The sequence below is a fragment of the Synechococcus sp. MIT S9451 genome (genome assembly GCF_047304725.1).
Classification (GTDB): Bacteria; Cyanobacteriota; Cyanobacteriia; order PCC-6307; family Cyanobiaceae; genus Synechococcus_C.
On record NZ_CP138971.1, the window covers coordinates 1,534,623 to 1,558,702 of the forward strand.

Genomic DNA, 24,080 nt, shown 5'->3' on the forward strand with positions numbered 1-24,080 from the left:
CGGCTCACTTCTTGATGTCGAGGAGCTCGACCTCGAAAATCAGGGTGGCGTTCGGTGGGATCACACCACCAGCCCCGCGGGCGCCATAGCCGAGATCCGAGGGGATCACCAATTTCCTCTTGCCACCGACCTTCATGCCCTGTACGCCTTCGTCCCAGCCCTTGATGACCCGGCCGGCTCCGAGGGGGAAGGTGAAAGGAGTGCCGCGGTCGTAGCTGGCGTCGAATTGGGTGCCGTCCTCAAGAGTGCCGCGGTAGTGAACCACCACGGTCTGACCAGAGCTGGCTTCAGGACCGGTGCCGACTTCGATATCGGTGATGCGCAAGCCGCTTGCTGTGAGTTGGGACGTTTCGGCCTGCAGTGCACCACCGAGGGCGGAGGCGTCAGCTTGGTTGGAATCAGCTGCCATGGCGAAGAGAGTGGGGTTTGAATCCTCAGGATCGAGCTCCAGAGGTGTGGCCTGGATCGATTGGGCGGAGCTGCTGCTGGCCACGGCCTCCATTGCGGAGGGTTCACCGATTGGTGGCGCTGCCCCAACTGTGGAGGGAGCCACGATCTGGCTCACCAGGGCCACCACAAGGCAGACCACACAGACCGCAGAACTGATCAGGATGTCGCGCACGGCGTACAGCAGTTGGAAACGGACCGATTCTGGCAGGTTCAGTCCTGCCGTTCTCGTTGGCGCAACTGTTGCTCCAGTCGGTCGATGCGGCCGCGCAATTCATCCAGTTCTCGCTGACTGGCCAGACCAAGATCCTGAAGCAGATTGTCGCGGTTGCGTTCCAGGTTCCTCCCCATCTGTTGCTCCAGCTCGGGCGTATCGCCTCGCAGGGCCTTGAGCACGTCGTCCACCAGGGCCGAGGCGTGGCTGGAATCGAGGCGACCACTGCTCACCCATTCCTGGGTGACGTAGCGCAAGCGGTCGGCCACAAGGGTTGTGGTGCCAAGGCCACGAAGGAGCAGTTGCTGCAATGGATTGGCGCTCTCCATGACCGGTCGCTCTACGCGGATGGCTTCAGGATGGCTTGATCACCCTCTGCTGACCATGGGCAATGACCGATCCTCGGCATGGCTACAGGCCTTCGCTGGCGGTGGACTGGCGGGTCTTGCTCTGAGTGCCCCGGGCTGGAGTTCAGCTGGACCTTGGTTGATGCTGCCTGCCTTGGCGCTGCTCTGGTCGATTGCTCGCTGCCCACCGGCTGCAGGGCTTTGGGGCTGTGTTGCGGTCTTGGTCAGCCATCGCTGGTTGCTGGCCTTGCATCCACTGACTTGGATCGGTGTACCGGCTGCTCTGAGCTTGCCGGTGGCTGTAGCTATCTGGAGTTTCTGTGGCCTAGCCGCAGCGGGTTTGGTCGCCAGCTGGGCGCTACTGGCGCGATGGTGTCGTCGCAGCCGCTTGAGCACAGCTCTGCTGATGGCCTCTCTCTGGGGACTGGTCGAGGTGTTGTTGGCATCGGGCCCGCTGTTCTGGATCGGCGTCGGCTCGAGTCTTTTGCCTGGTGATCCACTCCTCGCGGGTTTGGCACGCTGGCTGGGCAGTGGTGGGCTGGCTGCTTGTCAGCTGCTGGCGGGTTGGTGGTTGTGGCAGTTGGTGGCTAGGCGTCTACTTCTTTGGCGCCGCTGGTTGGTCGCTGGACTGATGGCCTTGTTGGTGGCCCATGGCTGCGGTTGGTGGCTTCTGCACAGCGTTGGTTCCGGTGCGATTCCTGCTGATTCGCCCTCCCTTGCTCGGGTTGGGCTTTGGCAGCCATCGCTGCCCACTCGCGAGAAATTCAGCTCTGAACAACAGCGGCGCTTGCCGGCGCGTCTCCAGCGGGCTTTGCAGGCTGCAGCCCTCCAGGGAGCTGACTGGCTGGTGGCACCGGAGGGAACCCTGCCACTGGAGCGACGATTGCTGGAGCCAGCACCACTGCCCTTGCTCAGCGGCGGCTTCCGCTGGACGCAAGGCCAGCAGCGCAGTGCCCTGCTGCTGGTGGAGCGAGGGGCGCAGCAACCATCAGCGGCGCTTGACAAGCACCGGCTTGTTCCCCTCGGCGAGTGGATCCCGGCCTGGCTCGGAAGCGCCGGAGGACTGTCTGCAGTCGGCGGTGTGACGCCGGGAGTTGCAGACCGCCTATGGCGCTGGGATGGCCCTCCGGCCGCAGTGGCGATTTGCTATGAGCTCAGTGATGGGGCGGCGATAGCCAGAGCGGTGGGCCATGGAGCCGAGTGGTTATTGGCCATTGCCAATCTCGACCCCTACCCCTTGCTGCTGCAGCGGCAGTTTCTGGCGCTGGCCCAGCTGCGCAGCATCGAAACCAACCGTCCGTTGCTGAGTGTCGCCAACACTGGCCCAACGGCTGCGGTGTCGGCCACGGCGAACGTGGAGCAGTTGCTCGAGCCGATGCTGCCTGGGCTTGCGATCACCGAGCTTGAGCCCCTGATCGGCATGACGCCCTATGTGTTCTGGGGTGAACGGCCCTTGCAGCTGGTTGTCGCGGTGGTGGTGTTGGCCCGTATCAGGGAGCGGGTCGCTGGATCAAGCCGCCGCCAAGCACCCTCTCCCCGTCGTAAAACACCGCCGCCTGGCCAGGTGTGATTGAGAACTGGGCCTGATCGAATCTCAGTTGGCAGCGGTGGGGGCGTCCTCCGGCGGCATCGTCGCTGGTGGGACTGATCACCTCCAGCCAAGCGCCTACAGGCTCACTGCGGTATCGCACTTGCACCTCCACCCGCTGACGTGTGCCGAGGGCCGGTTGTGCCATGGAGACCCAGTTCAAGGCTCCGACCACACAGCTCTCGGTGCCGGCTTCCTCTCGCGTGGCCACAACCACGCGGTTCATGGCTGCTTCCAGTCGGACGACATGCAGAGGTTCGCTCCAGGCCACCCCCAGCCCCTTGCGCTGCCCGATGGTGAAATGTTCGATGCCGTCATGCTTTCCCACCACCGTGCCATTGAGGAGCACGATCTCCCCCTCCCGTGCAGGTAGATAAGTGTCAAGGAAGGCACGCATCGAACCGTGATGGTCAGCGAGGCAAAGGTCCTGGCTTTCCGGTTTCTGTGCCGTCCGCAAGCCGAAGCGTTCCGCTTCCAGTCTTGTGTCGGGTTTGGTTAGTTCGCCAAGCGGAAAGACCAACTTGCCCAGGGCTTCCTGCGGTAGGTCGTAGAGGAAATAACTCTGGTCTTTGCGATGGTCCAGTCCTCGCAGCAGCTGATGACGACCGTTGTCGCTCTGGTCTGCAGGACGGACGCGGGCGTAATGGCCTGTAGCGATTCGCCCGATTGACCGGTTCTCCTCGGCCCAGGAGATCATCGGCCCGAATTTGACCTCTCGATTGCAGCGGGAACAGGGCAGAGGCGTCAGCCCTTCGGCATAGCCGTCCACCAGGAACTGAACAATCTGTTCCTTGAAATGCTCTCTGAAATCAACGACGTGGTGGGGAACGCCCAGCTGTTCGCAAATGCCGGCGGCATCCACGAGGCCTTCAGCGCAGCAGGCTCCTTTGCCACTCATCAGCCAGAGGGTCAGTCCCTCCACCTCCCAGCCAGCTTCCACCAGCAAGGCGGCAGTGAGAGAGCTGTCCACACCGCCGGAGAGTCCAACGGCCACGCGATGCTCTCCAGGCCAGTGCCGCAGGCGCTCTAGAGCCTGCGCGCCTGCTTCAGTGGCCGTGGTGGGTGACTCGGCCTGGCGGATCGACATGACGGGTTCGGGCGGCATTGGCGGCACCGCTGGATCTCTCCATAGTGAGATCCCGGCTGTCCCTCCGTGTCCTGGCCCCCGATTGATGCCGATCACTGTCTTGTGAGTACGGCTGAAATGGTGGCGCTGGAACAGGAATGGCTGGCGAGTGGTCTGCCGGTTCCCGCTCTGATGGAGAAGGTCGGTCTGGCGATGGCGGCCTGGTGTCTTCAACAGCCTGGCCTGCTGGAGCAGGGTGTGCTGGTGCTGGTCGGTCCAGGCCATAACGGTGGCGATGGCTTGGTGGTGGCCCGGGAGCTCGCACAGGTGGGGATTGCTGTGCGGATTGTCTGCCCTTTACCCCTGCGTCAGCCACTCACACAACAGCACTATCAGCATGTTCGCTGGTTGGGGGTGCCTGAGCTTGTAGGTGAGCCAGATCCAGACGACCCCTCTCTCTGGATCGAAGCGTTGTTCGGTCTGGGGCAGACCCGTCCCCTGCCTTTGGGTCTGGCCACCTTGCTGCAGCAACGTCAGAGAACACAACCTGGACGATTGGTCAGCCTCGATCTGCCAGCGGGACTGGATGGTGACAGCGGTCTCCCGTTCGCTGGTGGAGCAGCGATGGCAAGCGCCACGCTCACGGTTGGCTTGATCAAGCAAGGTTTGGTGCAGGACTGTGCGCTTGCCTATGTCGGCCGTTTGCATCGGATTGATGCTGGGGTGCCACGTCGTCTGTTCCCGCCTTTCTCCAACCGTTTCGCCAACGGTGCGGTATTGATGATTGGCGAGAACGATTTGCAGACGCTGCCTAGGCCTCATCCGCCTCGGTCAGCGATGAAATATGAGCGTGGTCGGGTTTTGGTGGTGGCGGGCAGCGAGCGCTATCGCGGCGCTGCTCTGTTGGCTCTCCAGGGAGTCCTGGCGAGTGGAGTCGGCAGCGTGCAGGCAGCTCTGCCACAGTCAGTTGCGGCAGAGATCTGGCAGCTGATTCCGGAAGTTGTGCTGGCCGCAGCATTACCGGCTACCGACCAATCCGGTCTCGACTGGGGAGGCTGGCTGGCCGGGCACGATCTTCAGCGGCTGGATGCCCTGCTGCTTGGGCCTGGGCTAGGGGAGAACGGTGGTGACTGGGCGCAGCAGGCAGAGCCATTACGGACATTTCCAGGCTTGTTGGTGCTGGATGCTGATGGCCTGAATCAGATGGCGGCCTCTCCCTGTGGTTGGCAGTGGCTCAGAGGGCGCCTTGGTCCGACTTTGATCACGCCTCATGCCGGCGAGTTCGCGCGTGTGTTCCCAAAGATCAGTCTCGATCAGCCCCTGGAGGCCGCCCGTGCTGCTGCTGCATGCTCCGGAGCCACAGTGCTGTTGAAAGGGGCGCATCCCCTGCTGGCGTCACCGCAAGGGAGCGTGCACCAGCTGATCAGCGGTAACCCCAGGGCCGCAAGGACTGGCCTGGGCGACGTCCTGGCTGGATTCACTGCTGGCTGGGGTGCGCAGGTCATCTCTGATCAGACGACGCAGCAGAGCTTGGACGAGATGCTTGCAGCGGCGGCACTGCTCCATGGCGAAGCGGCACGCTCCTGCGATCAGGCCAGCACGGCTCGGGCTGTGGCCAGCCAGCTCTCGGCAATGGTTTTGCATCTCAATTCGCCGGCCGGCTGAGACGCCCTGCAATCACTCGGAGAAGTTGTTTCTGTAACAAGCATGTCGCGACTTTTGTGTCGATTTCACCTCATGAATCTGAAGGGTTGCTGAAAACACAACGCCTATTTGGATTTCCATAGGAAAGTCTTCGCATCGAATACAAAGTCGGAGATCAACATGGCCTCTCTGGCAGCCGGTCTTGCTGAATCCCAGCGCCGCCGAAGTAGTGATCCGATCAGTTGGTATCTCGCCACGATCGGAAGAATCCCTCTGCTTACTCCAGCTGAAGAGATTGAACTGGGCAATCAAGTTCAGCAGATGATGACTCTCACTGAAGACGGTTCCATCGCCGTCGATAGTGATCAGTTCAGCTCCCATGACCGGCGCATGATCCGGGTTGGGCGCCGAGCCAAGCAGCGAATGATGAAGGCCAACCTTCGTCTCGTCGTGAGTGTTGCCAAGAAATATCAAGGCAAAGGTTTGGAACTGCTTGATCTGATTCAGGAGGGTTCCCTTGGCCTGGAGCGAGCAGTTGAGAAGTTTGACCCCACCCGTGGTTACAAGTTTTCGACGTATGCCTTCTGGTGGATTCGCCAGAGCATGACCCGTGCCATTGCCTGCCAGTCGCGAACAATCCGTCTTCCTGTTCACCTGAGCGAGCGTTTAACCACGATTCGCAAGGTGAGCCTCGATTTGGCGCACAAGCTGGGTGCCATGCCCTCGCGGATCGAAATCGCTGAGGCCATGGACATGCCTTTAGACGAGCTGGATTCCCTTCTTCGTCAGGCATTGACCACCAGCAGCCTCGATGCGCCTGTGAACGGTGAAGAAGGGCGCAGCTTCCTCGGTGATCTGATCGCAGACAACTCTTGTGATGAGCCTCTGGCCAAAGTGGAACAGAGCATTCATCACGAGCAGCTCGGGCGTTGGCTCAGCCATCTCAGTGACCAAGAGCAGCATGTGCTCAGCCTGCGCTTCGGCCTGAATGGCAATGAGCGTCACACCTTGGCTGAGATCGGTCGCATGCTGGAAGTGTCCCGCGAAAGGGTGCGCCAGGTTGAGCTGAAGGCGTTGCGAAAACTGCGCAACCTCACCCGCAGGGTTCCTCCACAGTTCTGAAATTTCCGATCAGATCTGCTTTCAGATCAGGGCTTGTTCAGTCCTGGTCTGTAGTGGTTTTGATCCCAAGAGGAATTCAGTCTTCCGCCCAGATGTAGCGAGTGAGCTCGGAGCTATCCGGTTCTGGAGCGCTGAGTGCGAAATCAACGCAATCCTGCACTTCTGCGTCGATTTCCTTCTCGATGGCCCGCAGCTCCTCGCTGCTGACCATGCCCGCTGAGACAAGATCGCGCTCAAGGGCCTTGAGCGGGTCTCGCTGTGCCCAGAACTGTTTCTCCTCTTCGGCCCGCAGCTCATCAGGATCGGCCAGGGAGTGGCCACGGAAGCGGTAGGTGAGGCACTCGAGCAGGGTGGGACCTTCGCCTGCTCGGGCTCGGGCAACAGCTCGTTCAGCCGCAGCGCGAACCGCCAGTACGTCCATGCCATCCACTTCCTCTCCGGCCATGCCGAAGGAAGCAGCCTTACGCCAAATTTCAGGATCACTGGTGGCACGGTTGTGGTCCATACCGATGGCCCACTTGTTGTTTTCCACCACGAAGATGATCGGCAGCTTCCAGAGCTGCGCCATGTTCAGGCATTCATAAAACTGACCGATGTTGCAGGTCCCGTCACCAAAAAAGGCAGCTGTTACGGAGTCGCTATCGGCTTCACCCAGGGCCTCACGCTTGTAGCGGCTCGTGAAGGCAGCCCCGAGGGCGACTGGGATGCCTTCGCCGATGAAGGCGTAGCCACCAAGCAAGTGATGCTCTTTTGAGAACAAGTGCATGGAGCCGCCTCGGCCCTTGCTGCAGCCGGTTTCTTTGCCGAAGAGCTCGCTCATGACCTCGCGGGCGGGAACGCCGGCGCTGAGGGCATGGACGTGGTCGCGATAGGTGCTGCAGAACCAGTCGTGCTGTCGCTTCATCGCACCAATGACACCGGTGCTGACTGCTTCCTGGCCGTTATAGAGATGCACGAAGCCAAACATTTTGCCCCGGTAGTACATCTCGGCGCACTTGTCTTCAAAGCGCCGACCCAGGGTCATATCGCGATACAAGGCCAGACCGGTTTCGCGGTCGACTTGGGCGCGACTAGCGGTGACCAGACTGGAGAGACGCTCTGCATGGGCACCAGTTAGGCCTGTGCCAACTGCAGTCCGCTCGGTCTCCATCGCGATGTCCTGGCCCATGACACGCCACTCATTGACGTCTGACTGTAAGGGTCAGCGGATGATCAATGGGCAAAAACCCTTGTTCTGCCTACAGTTTGCTGCCAATGGAAAGGGCTCAGAAAAGGTGGAACTGCCGATTGATCATTTCCGCCTTCTCGGCGTAAGCCCCTCTGCCGAGGCCGAAACGATGTTGCGCACTCTCCAGTTGCGTATCGATCGGCCCCCATCTCAGGGATTTACCCAGGAGGCATTGCAGCAGCGGTCGGAGCTGCTGCGCCTCTCGTCGGATCTGCTCACAGACCCTGAACGCCGAGCGGAGTATGAAGCGGCACTGCTTGAGCTGGGTCGGGAGCATCCCGGCGAAATCGCCGGGCTGGAGCTGTCTTCCTCCCGCGAAGTTGCTGGTCTGATGCTTCTTTGGGAAGCCAGTTCCCCTCATGAAGCCTTTCAACTCGCACGCCAGGCTCTACAGCCCCCTCAGGCTCCGGCCCTTGGCAGCAACCGCGAGGCTGATCTCGCCTTGCTGGCCGCTCTTGCTTGTCGCGATGCCTCCCGACAGGATCAGGAAAGCCGTCGTTATGAATCGGCAGCGGGCCTGCTGACCGATGGCCTGCAGCTGCTTCAACGGGTGGGCAAGCTCCCGGATCAGCGTCAGGAGATCGAGCAGGATCTGCTCCAGCTCACGCCTTATCGGATTCTTGATCTTCTCAGCCGCGATCTGGCTGAGGAGGTGTCGCGTCAACAGGGTTTGCAACTCCTGGATGAACTGGTGAATGAGCGGGGGGGGCTTGAAGGCTCAACACTGAACAACGACAGTCACAGCCTTAGCCAGGGTGAATTTGAGCTGTTCTTTCAGCAGATTCGCCGCTTCCTCACCGTTCAAGAACAGTTGGATCTCTATCAGCGCTGGCAGCGAGGCGGCTCCAGCGATGCCGCCTTCCTGGAGGTGATGGCCCTCAGCGCAGCTGGGTTCTCTCGGCGTAAGCCGGAGCGGCTGGAGGAAGCGCGTCAGCGTCTGCAGTCCTTGGAAGTGGATGGTCTGGATATGCGGCCGCTGCAGGGATGCCTTGACCTCCTGCTCGGTGATGTGGATCGTGCCCAGACCCATGTACTCGCGTCTTCGGATAGCGATTTACAGCAATGGTTGCTGAAGCATCCCGGAGATGATCTCGCCGCTCTTTGCGACTACTGCAGGGCCTGGTTGCGACGTGATGTGCTGCCGGGTTTCCGAGACGTGGATGCCGAGGCGGTGGATCTTGAGGCCTGGTTCGCGGATCGGGATGTACAGGCGTTTGTTGAACGTCTCGAACGGATTGAAGGTCGCCAGCTCAGTCGTGTGACGGAGTCCTCCCCTTCCTCTGCCCAGGAGCAAGACCCCTTCCCTGCGTTCCCTCTCGATCCGGATGGTTTGATGCCTCTGCCCATCGGTGAAGCCTCATCCGCTTTGGCTGAGGAGGCTGATCAAAGCAGTCCGACCAAACAGGCTTCGACCGGATGGCTCGATCGCTTGGCCGGCCTGTCTCGTCCGCAGTGGTCCAGGCCGCAGTGGTCCATGGCGGAGTGGTCGATGCCGCAGTGGTCGATCCCGAAGGTGACGCTCCCTCGCCCAGCACTCCCTCTGTCTCCTCTCAATCCTCCAAGTCGTCCAGTGGTGATCGGTTCAGCGGTGTTCGCTGGTGTGGTGGCTGTTGTGGCTGCTTTCAGTGTGGTTGGCCTTCGGCAGGAATCCAGTCCCAGTGCCGAGCAAGCAAGCAGCTCCCAAGGCCTTTCCCAAACTCAGCCTCAGACCCAGTCCTCTCAGACGGATCTCAATCAGGCGGATCTCAGCCGAAACAGGGCCAGCCAGACCGAGTCAACCGCGTCAACGGCTTCGCCAGCACTGTTGAAGCCTGCTCAGGCTTATGCCCTTAGGGATGATCAGCCCATCACCGCCCAGTTAGAGGGTTTGTTGCAAGCCTGGTTGGATCGCAAGGCCCAGGTGCTGGCGGGGGGCTCCTTGGCGGATGCACGACTAGCGGATGTGGCCCGGGATGGGCTTCTGGCTCAGGTGCAGTCGCAGCGCCAACGGGATGCTGCGATCGGCGCGACCCAGAAGGTGGCAGCCACGATCACCTCCGTGGAGGTGGTGAGTAGCAATGCCAATCGCATTGAGATCAAGGCAAAGGTGGCCTACAGCGATGAGCGCCTCGATGCCAGCGGCCAGGTGATGGAACGCACTGCAGCCACCTCCTTGCCGATCACTTACATCCTTGGCCGTGACGGCCAGCAATGGCGCCTGCATGCCTATTTCGGCAGCTGAGCTTCAGCCAGAGCAGTGGCTGACGCAAGCGGTGAGAAAGGTGGCTTTTACCATCAACACATCACCGTTTGCGGATCGCTTCCATGTTCGATGAGCTGTCAGCCCGCTTTGAAGATGCGGTTAAGGGGCTGAGGGGTCAGGACAAGATCTCAGATACCAATGTGGAGGGTGCCCTCAAGGAGGTGCGTCGGGCCCTGCTCGAGGCCGACGTCAGTCTCCCGGTGGTGAAGGATTTTGTGGCTGAGGTGCGCGACAAGGCCGTCGGAGCCGATGTGGTCCGAGGCGTCAGCCCCGATCAGAAGTTCATCCAGGTGGTGCACGAACAGTTGGTCGAGGTGATGGGTGGCGACAACGCCCCTCTGGCCAAGGCTGATCAGGCACCCACGGTCGTGCTGATGGCTGGTTTGCAGGGTGCCGGTAAAACCACGGCCACGGCCAAGCTTGGCCTCCATCTCAAGGATCAGGGTCGCAAGGCTCTGATGGTGGGTGCAGACGTTTATCGCCCTGCCGCGATCGAGCAGCTCCGGACGCTTGGCGAGCAGATCGGTGTGGAGGTGTTCAGTCTTGGTGCTGAGGCCAAACCGGAGGACATCGCTTCTGCCGGTTTGGCCAAGGCCAAAGAAGAGGGGTTCGACACCTTGCTGGTCGATACCGCTGGTCGGCTTCAGATCGACACGTCGATGATGGAGGAGATGGTGCGGATCCGCACCGCAGTGCAGCCCGATGAGGTGCTGTTGGTGGTGGATTCGATGATCGGCCAGGAGGCGGCCGAACTCACCCGTGCTTTTCACGACCAGGTCGGAATCACCGGGGCGGTGCTCACCAAGCTCGACGGTGATTCACGCGGTGGTGCTGCTCTTTCGATTCGGAAGGTCAGCGGTCAGCCGATCAAGTTCATCGGCACCGGCGAAAAGGTTGAGGCGCTCCAGCCCTTCCACCCGGAGCGGATGGCGAGCCGAATTCTCGGCATGGGGGACGTGCTCACCTTGGTGGAGAAGGCCCAGAAGGAGGTCGAGCTCGCCGATGTTGAGCAGATGCAGAAGAAGCTGCAGGAGGCGTCGTTTGACTTCTCCGACTTCTTGAAGCAGATGCGTCTGATCAAGCGGATGGGATCGCTCGGGGGATTGATGAAGATGATCCCGGGCATGAACAAGCTCGATGACGGCATGCTCAAACAGGGGGAGCAGCAGTTAAAGAAGATCGAGGCGATGATCGGTTCGATGACGGCCGCCGAGCGCACCCAGCCCGAGCTTTTGGCGGCTCAGCCGTCGCGGCGACGGCGGATTGCCTCTGGTTGTGGTTATCAGCCTGCGGATGTGGACAAGGTGCTGGCTGACTTCCAGAAGATGCGCGGGTTCATGCAGCAGATGACGCGCGGCGGCGGCATGCCTGGCATGGGTGGTGGTATGCCGGGGATGCCGGGCATGGGAATGCCTGGGATGGGCGGTGGCATGCCAGGGATCCCAGGCATGGGAATGCCTGGGATGGGCGGTGGTGGTGGTCGTCCCTCGCGTGGTGGCGGTCCTCCCCGCCGACAGCGCCCGGTCAAGAAGAAAAAGGGGTTCGGAGACCTGTGACACCCCGCAAGGTATGGTTACTGTTTGGCACGCGGTTTTCAATCCGTGCCGAGTTCCACCAACAAGTAGCGCCACGATGATCAAGCTCCGCCTGAAGCGGTTCGGTAAGAAGCGGGAAGCGAGCTTCCGCCTCGTGGCCTGCAACAGCACGTCTCGTCGTGACGGTCGCCCCTTGGAGGAACTCGGTTATTACAACCCGCGCACCAAAGAGACTCGCCTTGATGCTGAGGGTCTGCGCTCGAGGTTGAGCCAGGGAGCTCAGCCCACCGACGCTGTCCGTTCCCTGCTCGAGAAGGGCGGACTGCTCGAGAAGAGTGTGCGTCCTGCTGAAATTGTCGGCAAGGCCAAGCAGAACGCAGCTCGTGAGGCTGCTGCCAAGCAAGCCGCGAAAGAGGCTGCTGAGGCGAAGACTGCCGCCGCCGCTGAAGCTGCTGCTGAATCCTCCGATGAAGGGGCCTCCGAGGCCGGCGCTGAAGCCTGATTGAGGTCATGGTCGAGGCCACAACTGCCGGCCGTTTCCTCTTTGATCTCCCAACTCCGGAAGCGGCTCTGGCCCTCTCCGGAGCATCCGAACAGACCCTGCGTCAACTCGAAGCACTGACCGGTGTTTCCTTGGTGATGCGGGGTCTTCAGCTTGAGATCCGTGGCAGACCCAGCCAATTGGAGAGGGCTGCTGGTGTTGTCGAGCTATTGCGCCCCTTCTGGCAGGAGGGGGAGAGCGTGTCATCGGTTGATGTCCAAGCGGCGCTTCAGTCTCTCGATACCGGTCGGCACCAGGATCATGAGGCGATGGGTCAGCAGGTGTTGGCCCGAAGCCAGCGGGGCAATCTGCTCAGGCCACGGACCTTGCGGCAGAAAAACTACGTCGAGGCGATGGAGCGACACGACCTCACGTTGGCCCTTGGTCCTGCTGGAACCGGCAAAACCTTTTTGGCCACGGTGCTGGCCGTGCGCATGCTCACTGAACGCAAGGTGGAGCGATTGATTCTCACCCGTCCAGCGGTGGAGGCGGGAGAACGGCTCGGTTTTCTGCCCGGTGATCTGCAGCAGAAGGTGGATCCCTACCTGCGCCCCCTCTATGACGCCTTGCATGCCCTGTTGGGACCCGAAAAAACCAGCGCCTTGCTCGAAAAAGGTGTGATTGAAGTGGCCCCCTTGGCCTACATGCGTGGTCGCACCCTGTCGGAAGCGTTTGTGATCCTCGATGAAGCGCAGAACACCACGCCGGCGCAGATGCGCATGGTGCTCACCCGGCTTGGGGAGCGCTCTCGCATGGTGGTGACTGGAGACATCACCCAGGTTGATCTGCCTCAGGGGCAGCTCAGTGGCTTGGTCGAAGCGGCTCAGGTGCTTGAGGGGGTTGAGGGGGTTGCCGTTTGCAAGCTCACCGCAGCCGATGTGGTTCGCCATCCCATGGTGCAACGGGTTGTGGAGGCCTATGCCCGGCGGGACAAAGCCAACGGTGGGCTGGCTGGATCCGGCGGCCAGAGGCCGCGGCGCTAATGCACTGCAACAGGAATTGATGGGGAGATCCGAACCTGTTTTCTGCCCAAAACCTTGTCAGGGCTGGCAAAGTATTGACAGTGATCAGGAGATCCATGCCAGCCAGCAGTAATTTCCAGGAGGCCATTCGCGAGGCGCAATCGAGCGCTCTGGTTGGCCCCAACGTTGTCAATAAAGCCTTGCCCTACGTGGGTGGTGGCATGGTGCTGACCGCCGGAGGTGTGCTCGGTGGTATGGCCACCATGGCCTCGATCGGTTACCAGGCCTTCAACGGCCTTTCGATGGTCGCGATCATTCCCTGGTTCATCCTGTTTTTCGTCGCCCAGAACGCGGCCAAGAAGGCCAACAACGGCACCGCGTTGCCACTGATGGCCACCTTTAGTCTGCTCACTGGCTTCACCCTCACTGGCCTTGTCGTTCAGGCGATCTATGTGGCAGGTGCCGCATCGATTGGCATCGCAGCGTTGGCCACCGGTCTCACCTTTGTGGTGGCCTCCGTGTTTGGACGTCGCATGAGCGACAGCGTGGGTCAGGCGCTCACCTCGGTGGTCAGCCTCGGTTTGTTTGGCCTGGTGATCGCGATGGTTGGCATCTTTATTGCCAGCTTCTTTATTCCTGGCCTGTATGAAATCACTAATCTCGCGATCGCCGGCTTTGGCACGGTGCTGTTCGTGGGAATGGCTTTCGTCGATTTCTATACGATGCCCCGGATGTATCGCGATGATCAGTACCTCTCAGGAGCCCTGGGGATGTATCTGACGTACATCAACCTGTTCGTCTTTGTATTGCGTCTAATCATTGCTCTGCAGGGTGGTGGTCGTCGCGACTGAGCGTGATCCCTGAGCTGGTTGTTCGAGCAGCCTTGGCCCCGGCGAGAGCCGGGGCTTTGTTGTGTCTAGGCCTGCTTCGCTTCGGCCACTGATCCCCTCGAAGCTGGTGTTTGGCTTACTCCGCAACGGCGTTAATCGCGGCATGGATGGCGGCCTTCTGGGCGTCGTTGTAGCCCCATCGCTCTAGAAAACTGACATCCTCACCACGGTTGTGGGCCGCGGCATCAAGCAGGGTGTCGAGACGCACTTTGACGCGAGCGGATTCGAGTTGGCGCAGCAGTTCAATGCAGCGGCTGTTCACGCGTTCCGATCCGGCAGCCTGTTCGCCGTCGCCGTTGCCCTGGTGGTGATGGACCATGGCCGCACTCATGGCCAGGTTTCGGGCCGTCAGGTCAACCACGCCATCACCGGCTTCCCGCAGTTTGATCAGAAGGGCTTCCGGCAGGCGGTCCATCAGGGCGCTGTCACCGGCCAGGCTCACCACGAAAAACCCGCGCGCTCCGTCACGGCTGGCGACCAGTTCGCCCACCCTGTCGGCGATCACCTCGTCGCTGATTTCCTCGTCATCCCATTGCTTCAGCCATCCGGCGGCGATCTCCATCGCCTGCTGGAAACTGGGCTCAAGCCTGCTCATCTGTGGGATCCAACCATGGCCTCAGCCTATGGGCTGATGAGCTGAGAGGCTGGAGGACAGGCGAACCAGGCGTTTAATGGATCACACGGGACCCGACGAGCAAGGAGTGTTCCGTTCCGGCTTTGTGGCCCTGATCGGCCGCCCCAATGTGGGCAAGTCCACCCTGGTGAATCAGCTGGTGGGAGACAAGGTGGCGATCACCTCGCCAGTGGCCCAGACCACCCGCAACCGCTTACGGGCCATCCTCACAACTGCGGAGGCCCAATTGATCCTGGTGGATACCCCCGGCATCCATAAACCCCACCACCTTCTGGGAGAGCGTTTGGTGCAGAGCGCCCGGGCAGCCATTGGCGAAGTGGACCAGGTGTTGTTGTTGCTGGAGGGCTGTGAGAAGCCAGGCCGCGGCGATGCTTTTATCGTCAATCTGCTGCAGCAGCAGCGCTTGCCTGTGCAGGTGGTACTCAACAAATGGGACAAGGTCCCAGTGGATCAACGGCCGCAGGCCGATGCCGCGTATCGCGAGCTGTTGGCCGAAACTGACTGGCCTCTGCTGCATTGCAGTGCTCTCAGTGGCGAAGGCTGTCCTGATCTCGTCGCCGCGATCAGTGCCCGGATGCCTGAAGGGCCGCAGCTCTACCCCCCCGACATGGTGAGCGACCAGCCCGAACGCCTCCTGATGGGGGAGCTGATTCGCGAACAGGTGCTGGCTCACACCAGGGAGGAAGTGCCTCACAGCGTGGCGGTGCAGATCGAACGCGTGGAAGACATGCCGACAAAGGGCAAGGGAAGCAAGCCCCGCACCGCTGTGCTGGCAACGGTGCTGGTGGAGCGAAAAAGCCAGAAAGGGATCTTGATCGGCAAGGGTGGCGCCATGCTCAAGACCATTGGACAGGGCGCACGTCTTCAGATGCAGACCCTGATTGATGGTTCCGTGTACCTGGAATTGTTCGTGAAGGTGGTGCCGAATTGGCGAACAAGCCCAGCCCGCTTAAACGAACTTGGCTACAGCGAAGAGCACCTCTGACAGGCCAAGCCCCCCATGCAAATGGGAGGCTCGCGAATCGGCTATCTGTGACTCACCACATCCGGTAGACGGGGCTATAGATCAACTTGCGACCGTTGCGGGTTTCGACGAGGTTGCCGTGACGAAGATCAAAGCGCGTGCTCACGGGAGACCAGCCTGCCTGAATGGTGTGCCATTGCCCCACATAACCAACCGCAGCAGAGCGACAGTGACTACCGTCCACCCAGGTCTTGGTGACCTTCGGCGAGTAGGCAGGGCTGATCTGGAATCGGGCACCATTGATGGCTGCGAACTGACCACGGGCATGTAAGGCGTGGCAGCGGCGCTGGCTCACATTGGGATAAACAGGCCTGATTTCGGGATAGCCGGCGATTGGGGCCAACACGGAGTCGATGATGTTGCCGACGGTCATGTCGGTTCCGTAGCCGGGGTGCGGCGCGAAGCCAGGATCGATGCCGTACCCAGGATCGATGCCGTACCCAGGATCGATGCCGTACCCAGGATCGATGCCGTACCCAGGATCGATGCCGTAATCCGGATGCATGCCGTAGTGCTGGGCCTGGGCTGGAGCGACGATGGCTGCAGGAAGGACTGCGGCCAGGGTGAGAGCAAGGAGTTTCATGGGGGTGAACTGGTTCGATGTCCTCACCATCTCGCTACCAGTAGCCGCGTGAATTGACGACCGTCAGTCATCGCTGTGATCTTGCTCACGTGTTGTTTGATTGGCCAGCAGTTGGAGGCTTTCCAGTCGTTCAAGCGTTTGTTGTGCCTGGGTGAGCATGGCGCGGCCATGGGGAGCGCAGGCTGCCACCAGCGAGGCGCCTTCGGAGGCTTCGATTCGCGTCTGGTCGATGCAATCGGCGATGCGTGCTCTGGGGTCGCCCTCCATGGACTTGGTGGCTTGCACCATGGCTGGGTTCACCAAGGCGCGCAGCAGCACCGTGAGGGCTTGATCCAAGCGCTTGGGAGGGGTGTGTGGCACAGACAGGGAAACTCAGTCGTCACCAGTCTGTTGAATAGCTTTGTTTGAGCGCTTCGGCTGAGCGTGAGCGCTCTTCAATGCTCTGCTGGCGTTACGTTGCCATTAGTGGGGAAGGGTGATGAAACGCGCACGGCTCCGTCAACGGCTTCAGCAGCTCCCCCCCTGGCTTGAGAAGACCTTGCCGGCTGAACGCAATTTCTACGTCTTGGTGGCCGTCGCCTTTGGCGTTGTGGGCTATCTCGCCGGAGTGTCGCTGCTGGGCCGCTTTGAGTCGCCGCCGATCAGCCTGGACGAGACGCCGCTGCCTCCGGTTGAAGGTGGAGTGAATCCAGTCCTGCCAGGGACGGCTCCGGCTGAGCCCATCAATGACCCTGCTGAGTTGACAACCCCGTCTGTCCCTGCGCCAGAGATCAAGCCTGCACCGGTCCCTGACCGATCCGAGTTCACCGAGGCAGAAAACTGTCGGATCTGGAAACGAACCTTCCCAGAAGCAGCGGCCAAATTGAAACCTGGTGATTCCTGTTATTGAGGCTGTCGCCAAGCTCTGTTCGCCTGCTCCGGTGCAGCCGCTAAGAACAGAGTGCATCGGCACACCCGCTTCAAGCTCAGATAGCGGTTGGGTCGGTCCGGTAGAGATCCGTCACGAGTCCAGTGCGGAAGACGGTTTGCTCGCGCTTTTCGCCCCGATCAGCGGTGAATTTCGTTGTGGTTATTGCTGCTTTGCTCGGTGCAGTGTTGCCAGGTTGTGAGGCAGGGCTGAGAGAATCGCCAGATGACTGATGCCCCTGCCCCTACGGCTGTGTCTCCGGTGGCCGACCTTCCCTTCCCGCCCGAAACCCTGCAAGCTTTCTCGCAGCTCTGTGTCGGTCGCTGGATGAGCCTGCGAAGCACCTTTGCCCTCGATGGCTCGGAGGAGTGGCATCAAAGTGAGCGCGGCGAGGTCGAAATCCGGTCTGACGACGATCCGACCAGTTGCGCTGCCTTGACGGTGAGCGACAGCGAGGGCAAGCCGCTCAGTCGCCTGGTCTTCAGTGCTGATGGTGTGGTTCAGCGTGCGGGTGGTGCGGCCCAGGCCATCCAGTCGGGGGGCTGGCAATTGCGGAAGGATGGTTGCCTCGAGCTCCGTTTTCCTGCGGATGATGATGCCGAGGTGCTGGAGCGCGTTTGGTTCATCAAGGCCAATCTGCGCCTGCGCACGACCACGCTGGTGGACCGGTCGGGAACACCTCAGCAGGCGAGCTTCTGTTCCGAGATCCGTCGGGTCTCTTCTCCCGCTCGCTAAGGCCTGATGGCGCCCTTTCGTTTGGATGTGCTCAGCCTGGTGCCCCAGGCTTTCGCTCCTCTGCTGGAGCTCGGTGTGATCGGTCGCGCTTTCGCTGCCGGCATCGCTGAGCTGCATCTGCACAATCCTCGCGATCACACCACCGATCGCCATCACAAGGTCGATGACATCCCCTATGGCGGAGGGGCTGGCATGGTGCTGAAACCCGAACCTGTCTATGCGGCCTTTGAGGCAGTGCCCGTTCTGCCGCGTCGGCGTGTGCTGATGATGAGCCCCCAGGGCCAGCCCCTGAAGCAGGCTGATCTTCAGCGCTGGACAGAAGACTTTGATCAGTTGGTGCTTCTGTGCGGCCACTACGAAGGCTTTGATGAGCGCATTCGCGGTTTGGCTGATGAGGAGGTGTCGTTAGGGGATTTTGTGCTCACCGGTGGCGAATTGCCGGCGATGACCATCATTAATGGGGTTGTACGCCTGTTGCCCGGCACGGTGGGAACCGCCGCGTCCTTGGTGGATGAGAGTCACAGTGATCTGTTGCTGGAGCATCCCCACTACACCCGGCCGGCGGAGTTCCGTGGGATGACGGTTCCAGATGTCTTGCGCAGTGGTGATCATGGCGCCATCGATGCCTGGCGCCAGGCTCAGCGTGAGCAGCGCACGAGGGAACGACGTCCGGATCTGCATCGACGTTGGCAGGAGAAACAGCAGTAGTCGGCTGCAGCTGCTGGGCTGGTCGTTGAGAATGCCAAGGGTTGGGCCAGGCATTCATGCAGCTGCGCATCGGCAATGGTTATGACATCCACCGGCTTGTTCCGGGTCGTCCCCTGATCCTTGGGGGGCAGCAGCTTGATCATCCGGCTGGCCTGGGGCTTGATGGCCACAGTGATGCTGATGTTCTGGTTCACGCGATCATGGATGCCTTGCTCGGTGCCCTTTCGCTTGGAGACATCGGTAAGTACTTCCCCCCCGATGACCCTCAGTGGAAGGGAGCCGACAGCCTGGTGTTACTGAACCAGGTGGTAGCGCTGGTGCGTGATCAGGGCTGGCAGGTGGTGAATGTGGATTCGGTGCTGATTGCTGAGCGCCCCAAGTTGAAGCCTCATATCGAAGCGATGCGCCATGCGATCGCCAGCTGCATTGGCATTGAGCCCGAACGGGTGGGTGTGAAAGCAACGACCAACGAAAAGCTTGGACCCGAAGGGCGGGAGGAGGGCATTTCTTGTCAGGCTGTTGCCCTACTGCAAACCGCATGACCCTGCTGCTGCGTATCGTCTGCTGGCTTGCGGCCGCTCTGATGTGGTGGGTGCCTGCCTCGTTCGCCTCTGCCGCTATGGCTTCAAACGTTTCCGACTCCTCTGATGCTGCCGTTGTTGAGCATCTGCGGGTCAAAGTGCCCGTCGAAGCACGAGCCATTTGGCTCGAGGCGGAGCAGGGCAGCTGGGAGCCTTGGTTGGCACAGCAGGATGGCTTTCTCGGCCGTGATCTGCTCTGGGATGCCACGACTGAGGAAGGAACTCTGCTGATTCGCTGGCAGAGCAGGGCGCAGTGGAAGGCTATTCCGCAGGCCGATGTGAACAAGGTTCAGGATCAGTTTGAGCGACTGGCCCGGGAGGGCACTGGTCTTGCCAGTGGGAATCCCTTCCCACTCGTCTTTGAAGGTGAGTTGTTGCCGCAGTGAGCGACTTTCCAGCCTCCGATCAGCAGCAGCGCGATGACGTCCGCTTCGACTGGGGACGACCCGCTCGTATCGGCTTGCATGAAGCGATATGGGGTGAACACAAAAGCGCTGAGCAGATCGCTGCGATCTTGAATCAGTTGGCAGAGCGGGATCAGCTCGCTTTGGTCACTCGTGTGAGTGAGGAGAAGGCACGCACGGTGCGAACCTTGCTTGCGGCTCAATCAGAAGCAGCAGTGCTGCGTTGGTACGCGTCTGCCCGCTGTCTCAGCTTCGGGAGGTTGCCTGTTCGGCGTGCAGAGCTGGGAGAGGTGATGGTGCTTGGTGCAGGCACGAGTGATCTCACGGTTGCGTCAGAAGCGCAGTTGGCTCTGCAGTGCCACGGTGTTGCATGCGGCTTGATGCTTGATGTGGGGGTGGCCGGGCTTCATCGTCTGCTGGAGCAGTTGCCTCGACTAAAGCCTTGCCAGGTTTTGATTGCCTGCGCGGGGATGGAAGGAGCCTTGCCCACGGTGCTGGCCGGTTTGGTGCCCCAGCCGGTGATCGGTGTGCCGGTGTCCGTTGGCTATGGAGTCAGTGCAGGCGGGCGCACAGCCCTGGAGGGCATGCTCGCGAGCTGTGCACCGGGGCTGACGGTGGTCAACATCGACAACGGTTATGGAGCGGCGATGGCGGCCCTGCGCATTCTTCAGTCCAACGGCGGGACAGGGCTCAGTCGTTGAAGAGGGGATGGGGGCTTGGCAGAAGAGCTGCCGTTGATGCCTCGTCGGTGTTGAGATCGAGCAATTGTTCGACCCAACGTTTCATCGAGAGAGGCAAACGACCTTCCTGATATCGCATCAGTGCTTCCATCAGCACAGACGAATTGATCCACTGAGGGGAACGCCGAGCCATGACCCGATGCAGGTTGGGCGAAGGATGAAGCAGCTCAGAAGCTGGCGCAATGGGGCAAGCCTTGAATCAATCCGTTGATTCGACTTGGCTGCTTAGCCGATGGAGTTCGCTTCTGAGCTCAGGACCTTCGACGTCACCAAGGAGACGAACGAGATCAAATAACTCGTTTCGATCGAGCTCACCATTCGCCTGCCATTGCATGGAGCGGGGGTCGAGGCAGGAGGCGGGAGCCAAGGTCAGGAGCAATTGACAATCATTGGACCTTAGAGAGTTTGCACCGAATTGAAAGCGCTGAAATCTGTACTTGATCAGAAGAATTCAGGCTTGTCAGGTACGGGTGGTTGCCTTGTCAGGCGTGGCGTGATCGCGCAACCTGTCTTCCAATTGGGTTTGGGGAGTTCACCCGCTTAGAGGTGCTGGAGATTGGGATACACAGTGACCAGCTCTTCGGCGCTGAGCACGTCCCCAGCACCATCCGGTTGCCAGATCACCTCGAGGGCCATCAGATCGGTGGAGGAGGTGGAGCCGAGGATGCGTAGAGACTCGCGTAGTCCTTCACTGGTGTCGATCCGTTTGATCTTCACCGGACTGCGGCTCGCCACCAGCACGGTGACGGCGATGTATTCATTCGTGGCATCAGCATCACCGACGGCTTGAATGTCGCCGCTATCACTGTTCTTTCGACCACCCACATTGGACGTGAGTTCTTCGCGCAACTTGCTGCGCTCGGTCATCGACAGGCGGTTGAAAGTTGATTCCGCAGCATTGAAAGGAACGCTGCCGTTTTCAACGGCGGCGTAAACCCAAAGATCAGGCTGACGCAGGAGTGCCAGGGTGGTTTCTTGGAGAACACGCTGGAGCCCACTGGAAGAACCGGTGTCGGCGCTCGCGGCCAGTTGGCGGAGATCTTGCTGCAGAGCCTTGGCATTGGCTAGCAGTCCGATCTGGAGTTGCACCAGGGTGACGGGCCCACTGCTTAAAGACTGCGGACGCTCATACCCACCCATGGCTGCACCGCCGCTGTTGCTGCGGAAAGCGTTCATCACCACGCCGGCAATCGCCATGATCGCGAACAGGCCCAGCAGGCCGCCACCACCACCGAGGCCGATGGGGATCAAGAAGGGAAAGCCGATACCACCGCCGCCATAGCCGCGCCCGTAGCCACCACCGCCATAGCTGCGGCCGTAACCGCCGCCCCTTGGCATGGAAGGGGCACGGAAGCTACCGCCTCCGATTCGCCCTCCACGGGCTGCGTGACTGGGCTGCGGTTGGAGCACAAGCAGGCCTGCGACCAAGACCGGCACCAACAATGCCGACAGTCCGCGCCGCAGGATCCGGCTGATCTGGCTGGAGCGGAGGGAGAGCGACGAACGCTTCAACACAGCGAGGCGAATGGAATAACTCTAGGAACCACCACCCACGATGGTGACGATTTCGAGCTTGTCGCCGTTCTGAACCATCTGTTCTGCCCATCGCTCCGGGGTCAGGATCAGTCCGTTGAATTCCACCACCACCAGTTTGGGGTGATGCCCAAGGCGCTCCACCACGCAAGCCAGCGTGGAGGGGCTTGCCTCCACCGTGCGCTCCGTGCCGTTCACCTGAATTGTGAGTGTTGCCATCGGAGCTGTGCTGAACGAAGGATGTGGATCAGGCCAGCGCGGCCAGAAGCACTTGGCTGGAGGCCTGAGGGTCGTCAGCAGCCATGATCGCGCCCACCACCGCAACCCTGCGTACGCCCGCTTGCCGCAGCTCCGGGATGCGATCGGCATGGATGCCACCAATGGCGAACCAGGGCAGGCTTGCCTGCTCGCTGGCCTGTACTGCCCAATGGAGCCCCTGGGCGGTGCTGTCCGGTTTGGTGTCGGTGGCATAGATCGGCCCCACTCCGAGGTAATCGCAATCTTCCTGCTGGGCCTGCTGCAGTTGCTCCAGGTTGTGGGTGCTGCGCCCGAGTAGTCGACCGTCGCCGATCAGGCTGCGGGCGGCTGCGGTGGGTAGATCGTCTTGGCCAAGGTGAACACCGTCCGCATCCACCAGCAGGGCCAGATCGATGCGGTCATTGACGATGAACAAGGCTCCATGGTCACGGCATAGCCCGGCAATCGCTTGGGCTTCGGCGAGTCGGTCGCGGTCATGGCCCTGTTTCGCGCGGTATTGCACCAGCGAAACTCCGGCGCTGAGGGCGGCTCGTACCCGCTCCAGCATCCCTTCTGCCGGGGCCGTAATCAGGCAGAGGTGGCATTGGTCCAGGCGTTGGCGGCGCTCGGCGCGTTTGCCGGCCTGGAGGATTGTGACTTCGAGGTCGTAAAGGCCGTAGCGAATGGTGGCTGCAGTGCGTGCCAGCTCCGCATCCTGGTCGCGGCCAAATTCTTCAAGAACTCTCAGGGCTTCCTGCACCCGGGCGCAGTTGGCCTCCACAATCTGCTTTGGCTGGGGTCGCTGCTGCTGGGCAGGGTGAGCCATTCCTGCCGCGGTGTCTTCGGCGGTGGAGCGGGCCTGTTTGTAGTGCTCACGGTGGCGTTGCCCAAGCTGCTGGCGCCAATCTTTAAGGGGTTGCACCAGGTCGGCACGATCCAGCCCGAAGCGGCACCAGTCCTCCACCACGCGTAAGCCCTCGCGGGCACGGTCGAGGTTGGCATCAATCAGCCTCGCCACACACTGCTCGCTGCGGGGGGCCACAGGCATCGATTTCATGGCAGGGTTGGAACGATCACATGTTCGATGGTTTCCATGGACAACGGTGGATCCGACAGCCCGATGCACGTGTTGGTGTGGGGGATCCTTTTGCTGGGGGGCATCGGTGTGTTCATTGTCTGGGGCTTGACCAACGCCTATCCAGGTTCCGTCATTTGAACCGGGTCGTCAGTGAGGCAGCGACGGGCCTGCTCAGCATCACGGCCGATCTGGTTGCTGAGTTCCTCCAGGCCTGAAAAGCGTTGTTGGCCGCGTAGGCGTTGCACGGGCTCAACGGTGAGCGTGGTCCCGACCAGTTCAAGGCTGGTGTCGAGCAGGTGCACCTCCACCGCGGAGGGCGAGTCTGGATCCACGGTGGGCTGGGGGCCAAGGTTCATGACCGCAGCCAAGCGCTCTGGCTGATCTCCCACCCGGGCCCAGGCGGCATACACCCCAAGGCCAGGTAGGAATTTGCGCCCATCCACTTGCAGATTGGCGGTGGGCCAGCCGAGCTTGTGCCCCAGTCCCCTGCCCCGCACAACGGTGCCGCTGAAGCGATAGGGGCGACCGAGCAGTGCGCTCGCCACGTTTAGTTCACCCTCGCCAAGGGCGGTGCGGATGCGGCTGCTGCTCATCCTTCCGCTGGAGTCCTCCAGGATCGGCAGCACAGTGACGCGCACATTGGCCTCAGCGCAGATCTGTTGCAGGGTTTGCGTGCTCCCCTGGCGTCCGCGTCCAAAGCGGAAATTGGCGCCCACGGCGATGTGTCGGGCTTGAAGGGTGTCGAGCAGCATCGTGCGAACGAAGTCTTCGGCGCTGAGTTGGGCCAGGGCCCGATCAAAGGGCACCAGGACCAGCTGGTCGATCCCGAGCGGTTGCAGCAGCTCTAATTTCTCTCCGGGTAGGTCGAGGCGAAGGCGGGCTTCGCCATGGAGCACTTCCCTGGGATGAGGCCAGAAGCTGACCACCGTGGGCACGCCACCACAGGGCTGACTGCATACGGCATCGATCACGCGGCGGTGGCCGGCATGGAGGCCGTCAAAGCTTCCGAGAGCCAGGGCCGTGGGGGTGCGGGCCTGCTGTGGTGAGCAGAGGGGTATCAAGACGGCCGTGCATCCGGCAAGGGTTGATG

The 24,080-nt window shown here is 61.1% G+C and carries 28 protein-coding genes; 16 read left to right on the forward strand and 12 right to left on the reverse strand.

Features of this window, described 5'->3' with window-relative positions; all coding sequences use genetic code 11:
* Positions 1-4: 4 nt before the first annotated feature.
* Positions 5-622 carry an FKBP-type peptidyl-prolyl cis-trans isomerase gene (locus tag SIB72_RS07890; RefSeq protein WP_413743548.1) on the reverse strand — a complete coding sequence of 206 codons (618 nt, stop codon included), beginning with the start codon at positions 620-622 and terminating at the stop codon, positions 5-7.
* A gap of 38 nt (positions 623-660) precedes the next feature.
* Entirely contained in the window at positions 661-990 is a 330-nt protein-coding gene (locus SIB72_RS07895; RefSeq protein WP_115020091.1) for a phasin family protein, read from the reverse strand.
* Positions 991-1,045: 55 nt separating this feature from the next.
* Here SIB72_RS07895 and SIB72_RS07900 point away from each other — a divergent pair, with 55 nt between their 5' ends.
* Positions 1,046-2,578, forward strand: coding sequence for an apolipoprotein N-acyltransferase (locus SIB72_RS07900; protein ID WP_413745075.1), 1,533 nt, complete (start codon positions 1,046-1,048; stop codon positions 2,576-2,578).
* On the opposite strand, the gene mnmA is transcribed toward SIB72_RS07900, so the two are convergent.
* Positions 2,499-3,701 (reverse strand): tRNA 2-thiouridine(34) synthase MnmA, encoded by a 1,203-nt coding sequence (gene mnmA / locus SIB72_RS07905; protein WP_413743549.1) that lies wholly within the window; start codon positions 3,699-3,701, stop codon positions 2,499-2,501. The genes SIB72_RS07900 and mnmA overlap by 80 nt on opposite strands.
* Before the next feature lie 48 nt (positions 3,702-3,749).
* Here mnmA and SIB72_RS07910 point away from each other — a divergent pair, with 48 nt between their 5' ends.
* Together SIB72_RS07910 and SIB72_RS07915 are read left to right on the forward strand one after the other, a co-directional pair.
* The gene (locus SIB72_RS07910) at positions 3,750-5,327 is read left to right on the forward strand and encodes an NAD(P)H-hydrate dehydratase (protein WP_413743550.1); all 1,578 of its coding nucleotides are present in this window, start codon (positions 3,750-3,752) and stop codon (positions 5,325-5,327) included.
* A gap of 159 nt (positions 5,328-5,486) precedes the next feature.
* The gene (locus SIB72_RS07915) at positions 5,487-6,428 is read left to right on the forward strand and encodes an RpoD/SigA family RNA polymerase sigma factor (protein WP_115120633.1); all 942 of its coding nucleotides are present in this window, start codon (positions 5,487-5,489) and stop codon (positions 6,426-6,428) included.
* A 76-nt stretch (positions 6,429-6,504) separates the two neighbouring features.
* Here SIB72_RS07915 and pdhA read toward each other — a convergent pair whose 3' ends face one another.
* The gene (gene pdhA, locus SIB72_RS07920) at positions 6,505-7,596 is read right to left on the reverse strand and encodes a pyruvate dehydrogenase (acetyl-transferring) E1 component subunit alpha (RefSeq protein ID WP_413743551.1); all 1,092 of its coding nucleotides are present in this window, start codon (positions 7,594-7,596) and stop codon (positions 6,505-6,507) included.
* A gap of 106 nt (positions 7,597-7,702) precedes the next feature.
* On the opposite strand from pdhA, the gene SIB72_RS07925 reads away from it, so the two are divergent.
* From SIB72_RS07925 to SIB72_RS07945, 5 genes are all read left to right on the forward strand, one after another.
* Positions 7,703-9,877: an IMS domain-containing protein gene (locus tag SIB72_RS07925; RefSeq protein WP_413745076.1), complete on the forward strand. Its 2,175-nt coding sequence runs from the start codon at positions 7,703-7,705 to the stop codon at positions 9,875-9,877.
* A gap of 83 nt (positions 9,878-9,960) precedes the next feature.
* Positions 9,961-11,454: a signal recognition particle protein gene (gene ffh, locus SIB72_RS07930; RefSeq protein ID WP_413743552.1), complete on the forward strand. Its 1,494-nt coding sequence runs from the start codon at positions 9,961-9,963 to the stop codon at positions 11,452-11,454.
* Positions 11,455-11,530: 76 nt separating this feature from the next.
* Positions 11,531-11,935 carry a 30S ribosomal protein S16 gene (rpsP, locus tag SIB72_RS07935; protein ID WP_413743553.1) on the forward strand — a complete coding sequence of 135 codons (405 nt, stop codon included), beginning with the start codon at positions 11,531-11,533 and terminating at the stop codon, positions 11,933-11,935.
* 8 nt (positions 11,936-11,943) lie between these two features.
* The gene (locus tag SIB72_RS07940) at positions 11,944-12,957 is read left to right on the forward strand and encodes a PhoH family protein (RefSeq protein ID WP_413743554.1); all 1,014 of its coding nucleotides are present in this window, start codon (positions 11,944-11,946) and stop codon (positions 12,955-12,957) included.
* A gap of 95 nt (positions 12,958-13,052) precedes the next feature.
* A complete protein-coding gene (locus SIB72_RS07945) occupies positions 13,053-13,787 on the forward strand; it encodes a Bax inhibitor-1 family protein (RefSeq protein WP_115120638.1) in 735 nt (244 codons plus the stop codon).
* A 115-nt stretch (positions 13,788-13,902) separates the two neighbouring features.
* Here SIB72_RS07945 and SIB72_RS07950 read toward each other — a convergent pair whose 3' ends face one another.
* Entirely contained in the window at positions 13,903-14,421 is a 519-nt protein-coding gene (locus tag SIB72_RS07950; protein ID WP_115120639.1) for a hypothetical protein, read from the reverse strand.
* 76 nt (positions 14,422-14,497) lie between these two features.
* On the opposite strand from SIB72_RS07950, the gene era reads away from it, so the two are divergent.
* Positions 14,498-15,445 (forward strand): GTPase Era, encoded by a 948-nt coding sequence (gene era, locus SIB72_RS07955; RefSeq protein ID WP_115120640.1) that lies wholly within the window; start codon positions 14,498-14,500, stop codon positions 15,443-15,445.
* A gap of 52 nt (positions 15,446-15,497) precedes the next feature.
* Here era and SIB72_RS07960 read toward each other — a convergent pair whose 3' ends face one another.
* Positions 15,498-16,067, reverse strand: coding sequence for a hypothetical protein (locus SIB72_RS07960; protein ID WP_413743555.1), 570 nt, complete (start codon positions 16,065-16,067; stop codon positions 15,498-15,500).
* 63 nt (positions 16,068-16,130) lie between these two features.
* Positions 16,131-16,427, reverse strand: a complete 297-nt coding sequence (locus tag SIB72_RS07965) for a hypothetical protein (RefSeq protein WP_413743556.1) — start codon at positions 16,425-16,427, stop codon at positions 16,131-16,133.
* A gap of 118 nt (positions 16,428-16,545) precedes the next feature.
* Between SIB72_RS07965 and SIB72_RS07970 the strand changes: the two genes are divergently transcribed.
* The 6 genes from SIB72_RS07970 to larB all read left to right on the forward strand — a co-directional run bounded on the left by SIB72_RS07970 (position 16,546) and on the right by larB (position 20,103).
* Positions 16,546-16,956: a hypothetical protein gene (locus SIB72_RS07970; protein WP_413743557.1), complete on the forward strand. Its 411-nt coding sequence runs from the start codon at positions 16,546-16,548 to the stop codon at positions 16,954-16,956.
* Positions 16,957-17,199: 243 nt separating this feature from the next.
* Entirely contained in the window at positions 17,200-17,709 is a 510-nt protein-coding gene (locus tag SIB72_RS07975) for a phycobiliprotein lyase (protein WP_413743558.1), read from the forward strand.
* A gap of 6 nt (positions 17,710-17,715) precedes the next feature.
* Complete coding sequence (gene trmD, locus SIB72_RS07980; protein WP_413743559.1) at positions 17,716-18,417, forward strand: tRNA (guanosine(37)-N1)-methyltransferase TrmD; 702 nt, start codon at positions 17,716-17,718, stop codon at positions 18,415-18,417.
* 56 nt (positions 18,418-18,473) lie between these two features.
* Positions 18,474-18,959, forward strand: coding sequence for a 2-C-methyl-D-erythritol 2,4-cyclodiphosphate synthase (gene ispF / locus SIB72_RS07985; protein WP_115120646.1), 486 nt, complete (start codon positions 18,474-18,476; stop codon positions 18,957-18,959).
* Positions 18,960-19,036: 77 nt separating this feature from the next.
* Positions 19,037-19,384 carry a TIGR03792 family protein gene (locus SIB72_RS07990; protein WP_244281629.1) on the forward strand — a complete coding sequence of 116 codons (348 nt, stop codon included), beginning with the start codon at positions 19,037-19,039 and terminating at the stop codon, positions 19,382-19,384.
* Positions 19,381-20,103: a nickel pincer cofactor biosynthesis protein LarB gene (gene larB, locus SIB72_RS07995; RefSeq protein ID WP_115120648.1), complete on the forward strand. Its 723-nt coding sequence runs from the start codon at positions 19,381-19,383 to the stop codon at positions 20,101-20,103. Before SIB72_RS07990 ends, larB begins: the two co-directional genes overlap by 4 nt.
* On the opposite strand, the gene SIB72_RS08000 is transcribed toward larB, so the two are convergent.
* The 4 genes from SIB72_RS08000 to SIB72_RS08015 all read right to left on the reverse strand — a co-directional run bounded on the left by SIB72_RS08000 (position 20,093) and on the right by SIB72_RS08015 (position 22,969).
* The gene (locus SIB72_RS08000) at positions 20,093-20,275 is read right to left on the reverse strand and encodes a hypothetical protein (RefSeq protein ID WP_413743560.1); all 183 of its coding nucleotides are present in this window, start codon (positions 20,273-20,275) and stop codon (positions 20,093-20,095) included. The two genes, larB and SIB72_RS08000, sit on opposite strands and share 11 nt — an antisense overlap.
* A 407-nt stretch (positions 20,276-20,682) precedes the next feature.
* Complete coding sequence (locus SIB72_RS08005; RefSeq protein WP_244281610.1) at positions 20,683-21,654, reverse strand: DUF1517 domain-containing protein; 972 nt, start codon at positions 21,652-21,654, stop codon at positions 20,683-20,685.
* A 24-nt stretch (positions 21,655-21,678) separates the two neighbouring features.
* Positions 21,679-21,894, reverse strand: a complete 216-nt coding sequence (gene thiS, locus SIB72_RS08010; RefSeq protein WP_115120651.1) for a sulfur carrier protein ThiS — start codon at positions 21,892-21,894, stop codon at positions 21,679-21,681.
* Between the two features lie 28 nt (positions 21,895-21,922).
* Complete coding sequence (locus SIB72_RS08015) at positions 21,923-22,969, reverse strand: thiamine phosphate synthase (RefSeq protein ID WP_413743561.1); 1,047 nt, start codon at positions 22,967-22,969, stop codon at positions 21,923-21,925.
* Between the two features lie 27 nt (positions 22,970-22,996).
* Here SIB72_RS08015 and SIB72_RS08020 point away from each other — a divergent pair, with 27 nt between their 5' ends.
* Positions 22,997-23,128 (forward strand): hypothetical protein, encoded by a 132-nt coding sequence (locus SIB72_RS08020; protein ID WP_256359592.1) that lies wholly within the window; start codon positions 22,997-22,999, stop codon positions 23,126-23,128.
* Here SIB72_RS08020 and SIB72_RS08025 read toward each other — a convergent pair.
* On the reverse strand, positions 23,107-24,051 hold the full coding sequence (locus tag SIB72_RS08025) for a bifunctional riboflavin kinase/FAD synthetase (protein WP_413745077.1): 945 nt from the start codon (positions 24,049-24,051) through the stop codon (positions 23,107-23,109). The two genes, SIB72_RS08020 and SIB72_RS08025, sit on opposite strands and share 22 nt — an antisense overlap.
* Between the last annotated feature and the right edge of the window lie 29 nt (positions 24,052-24,080).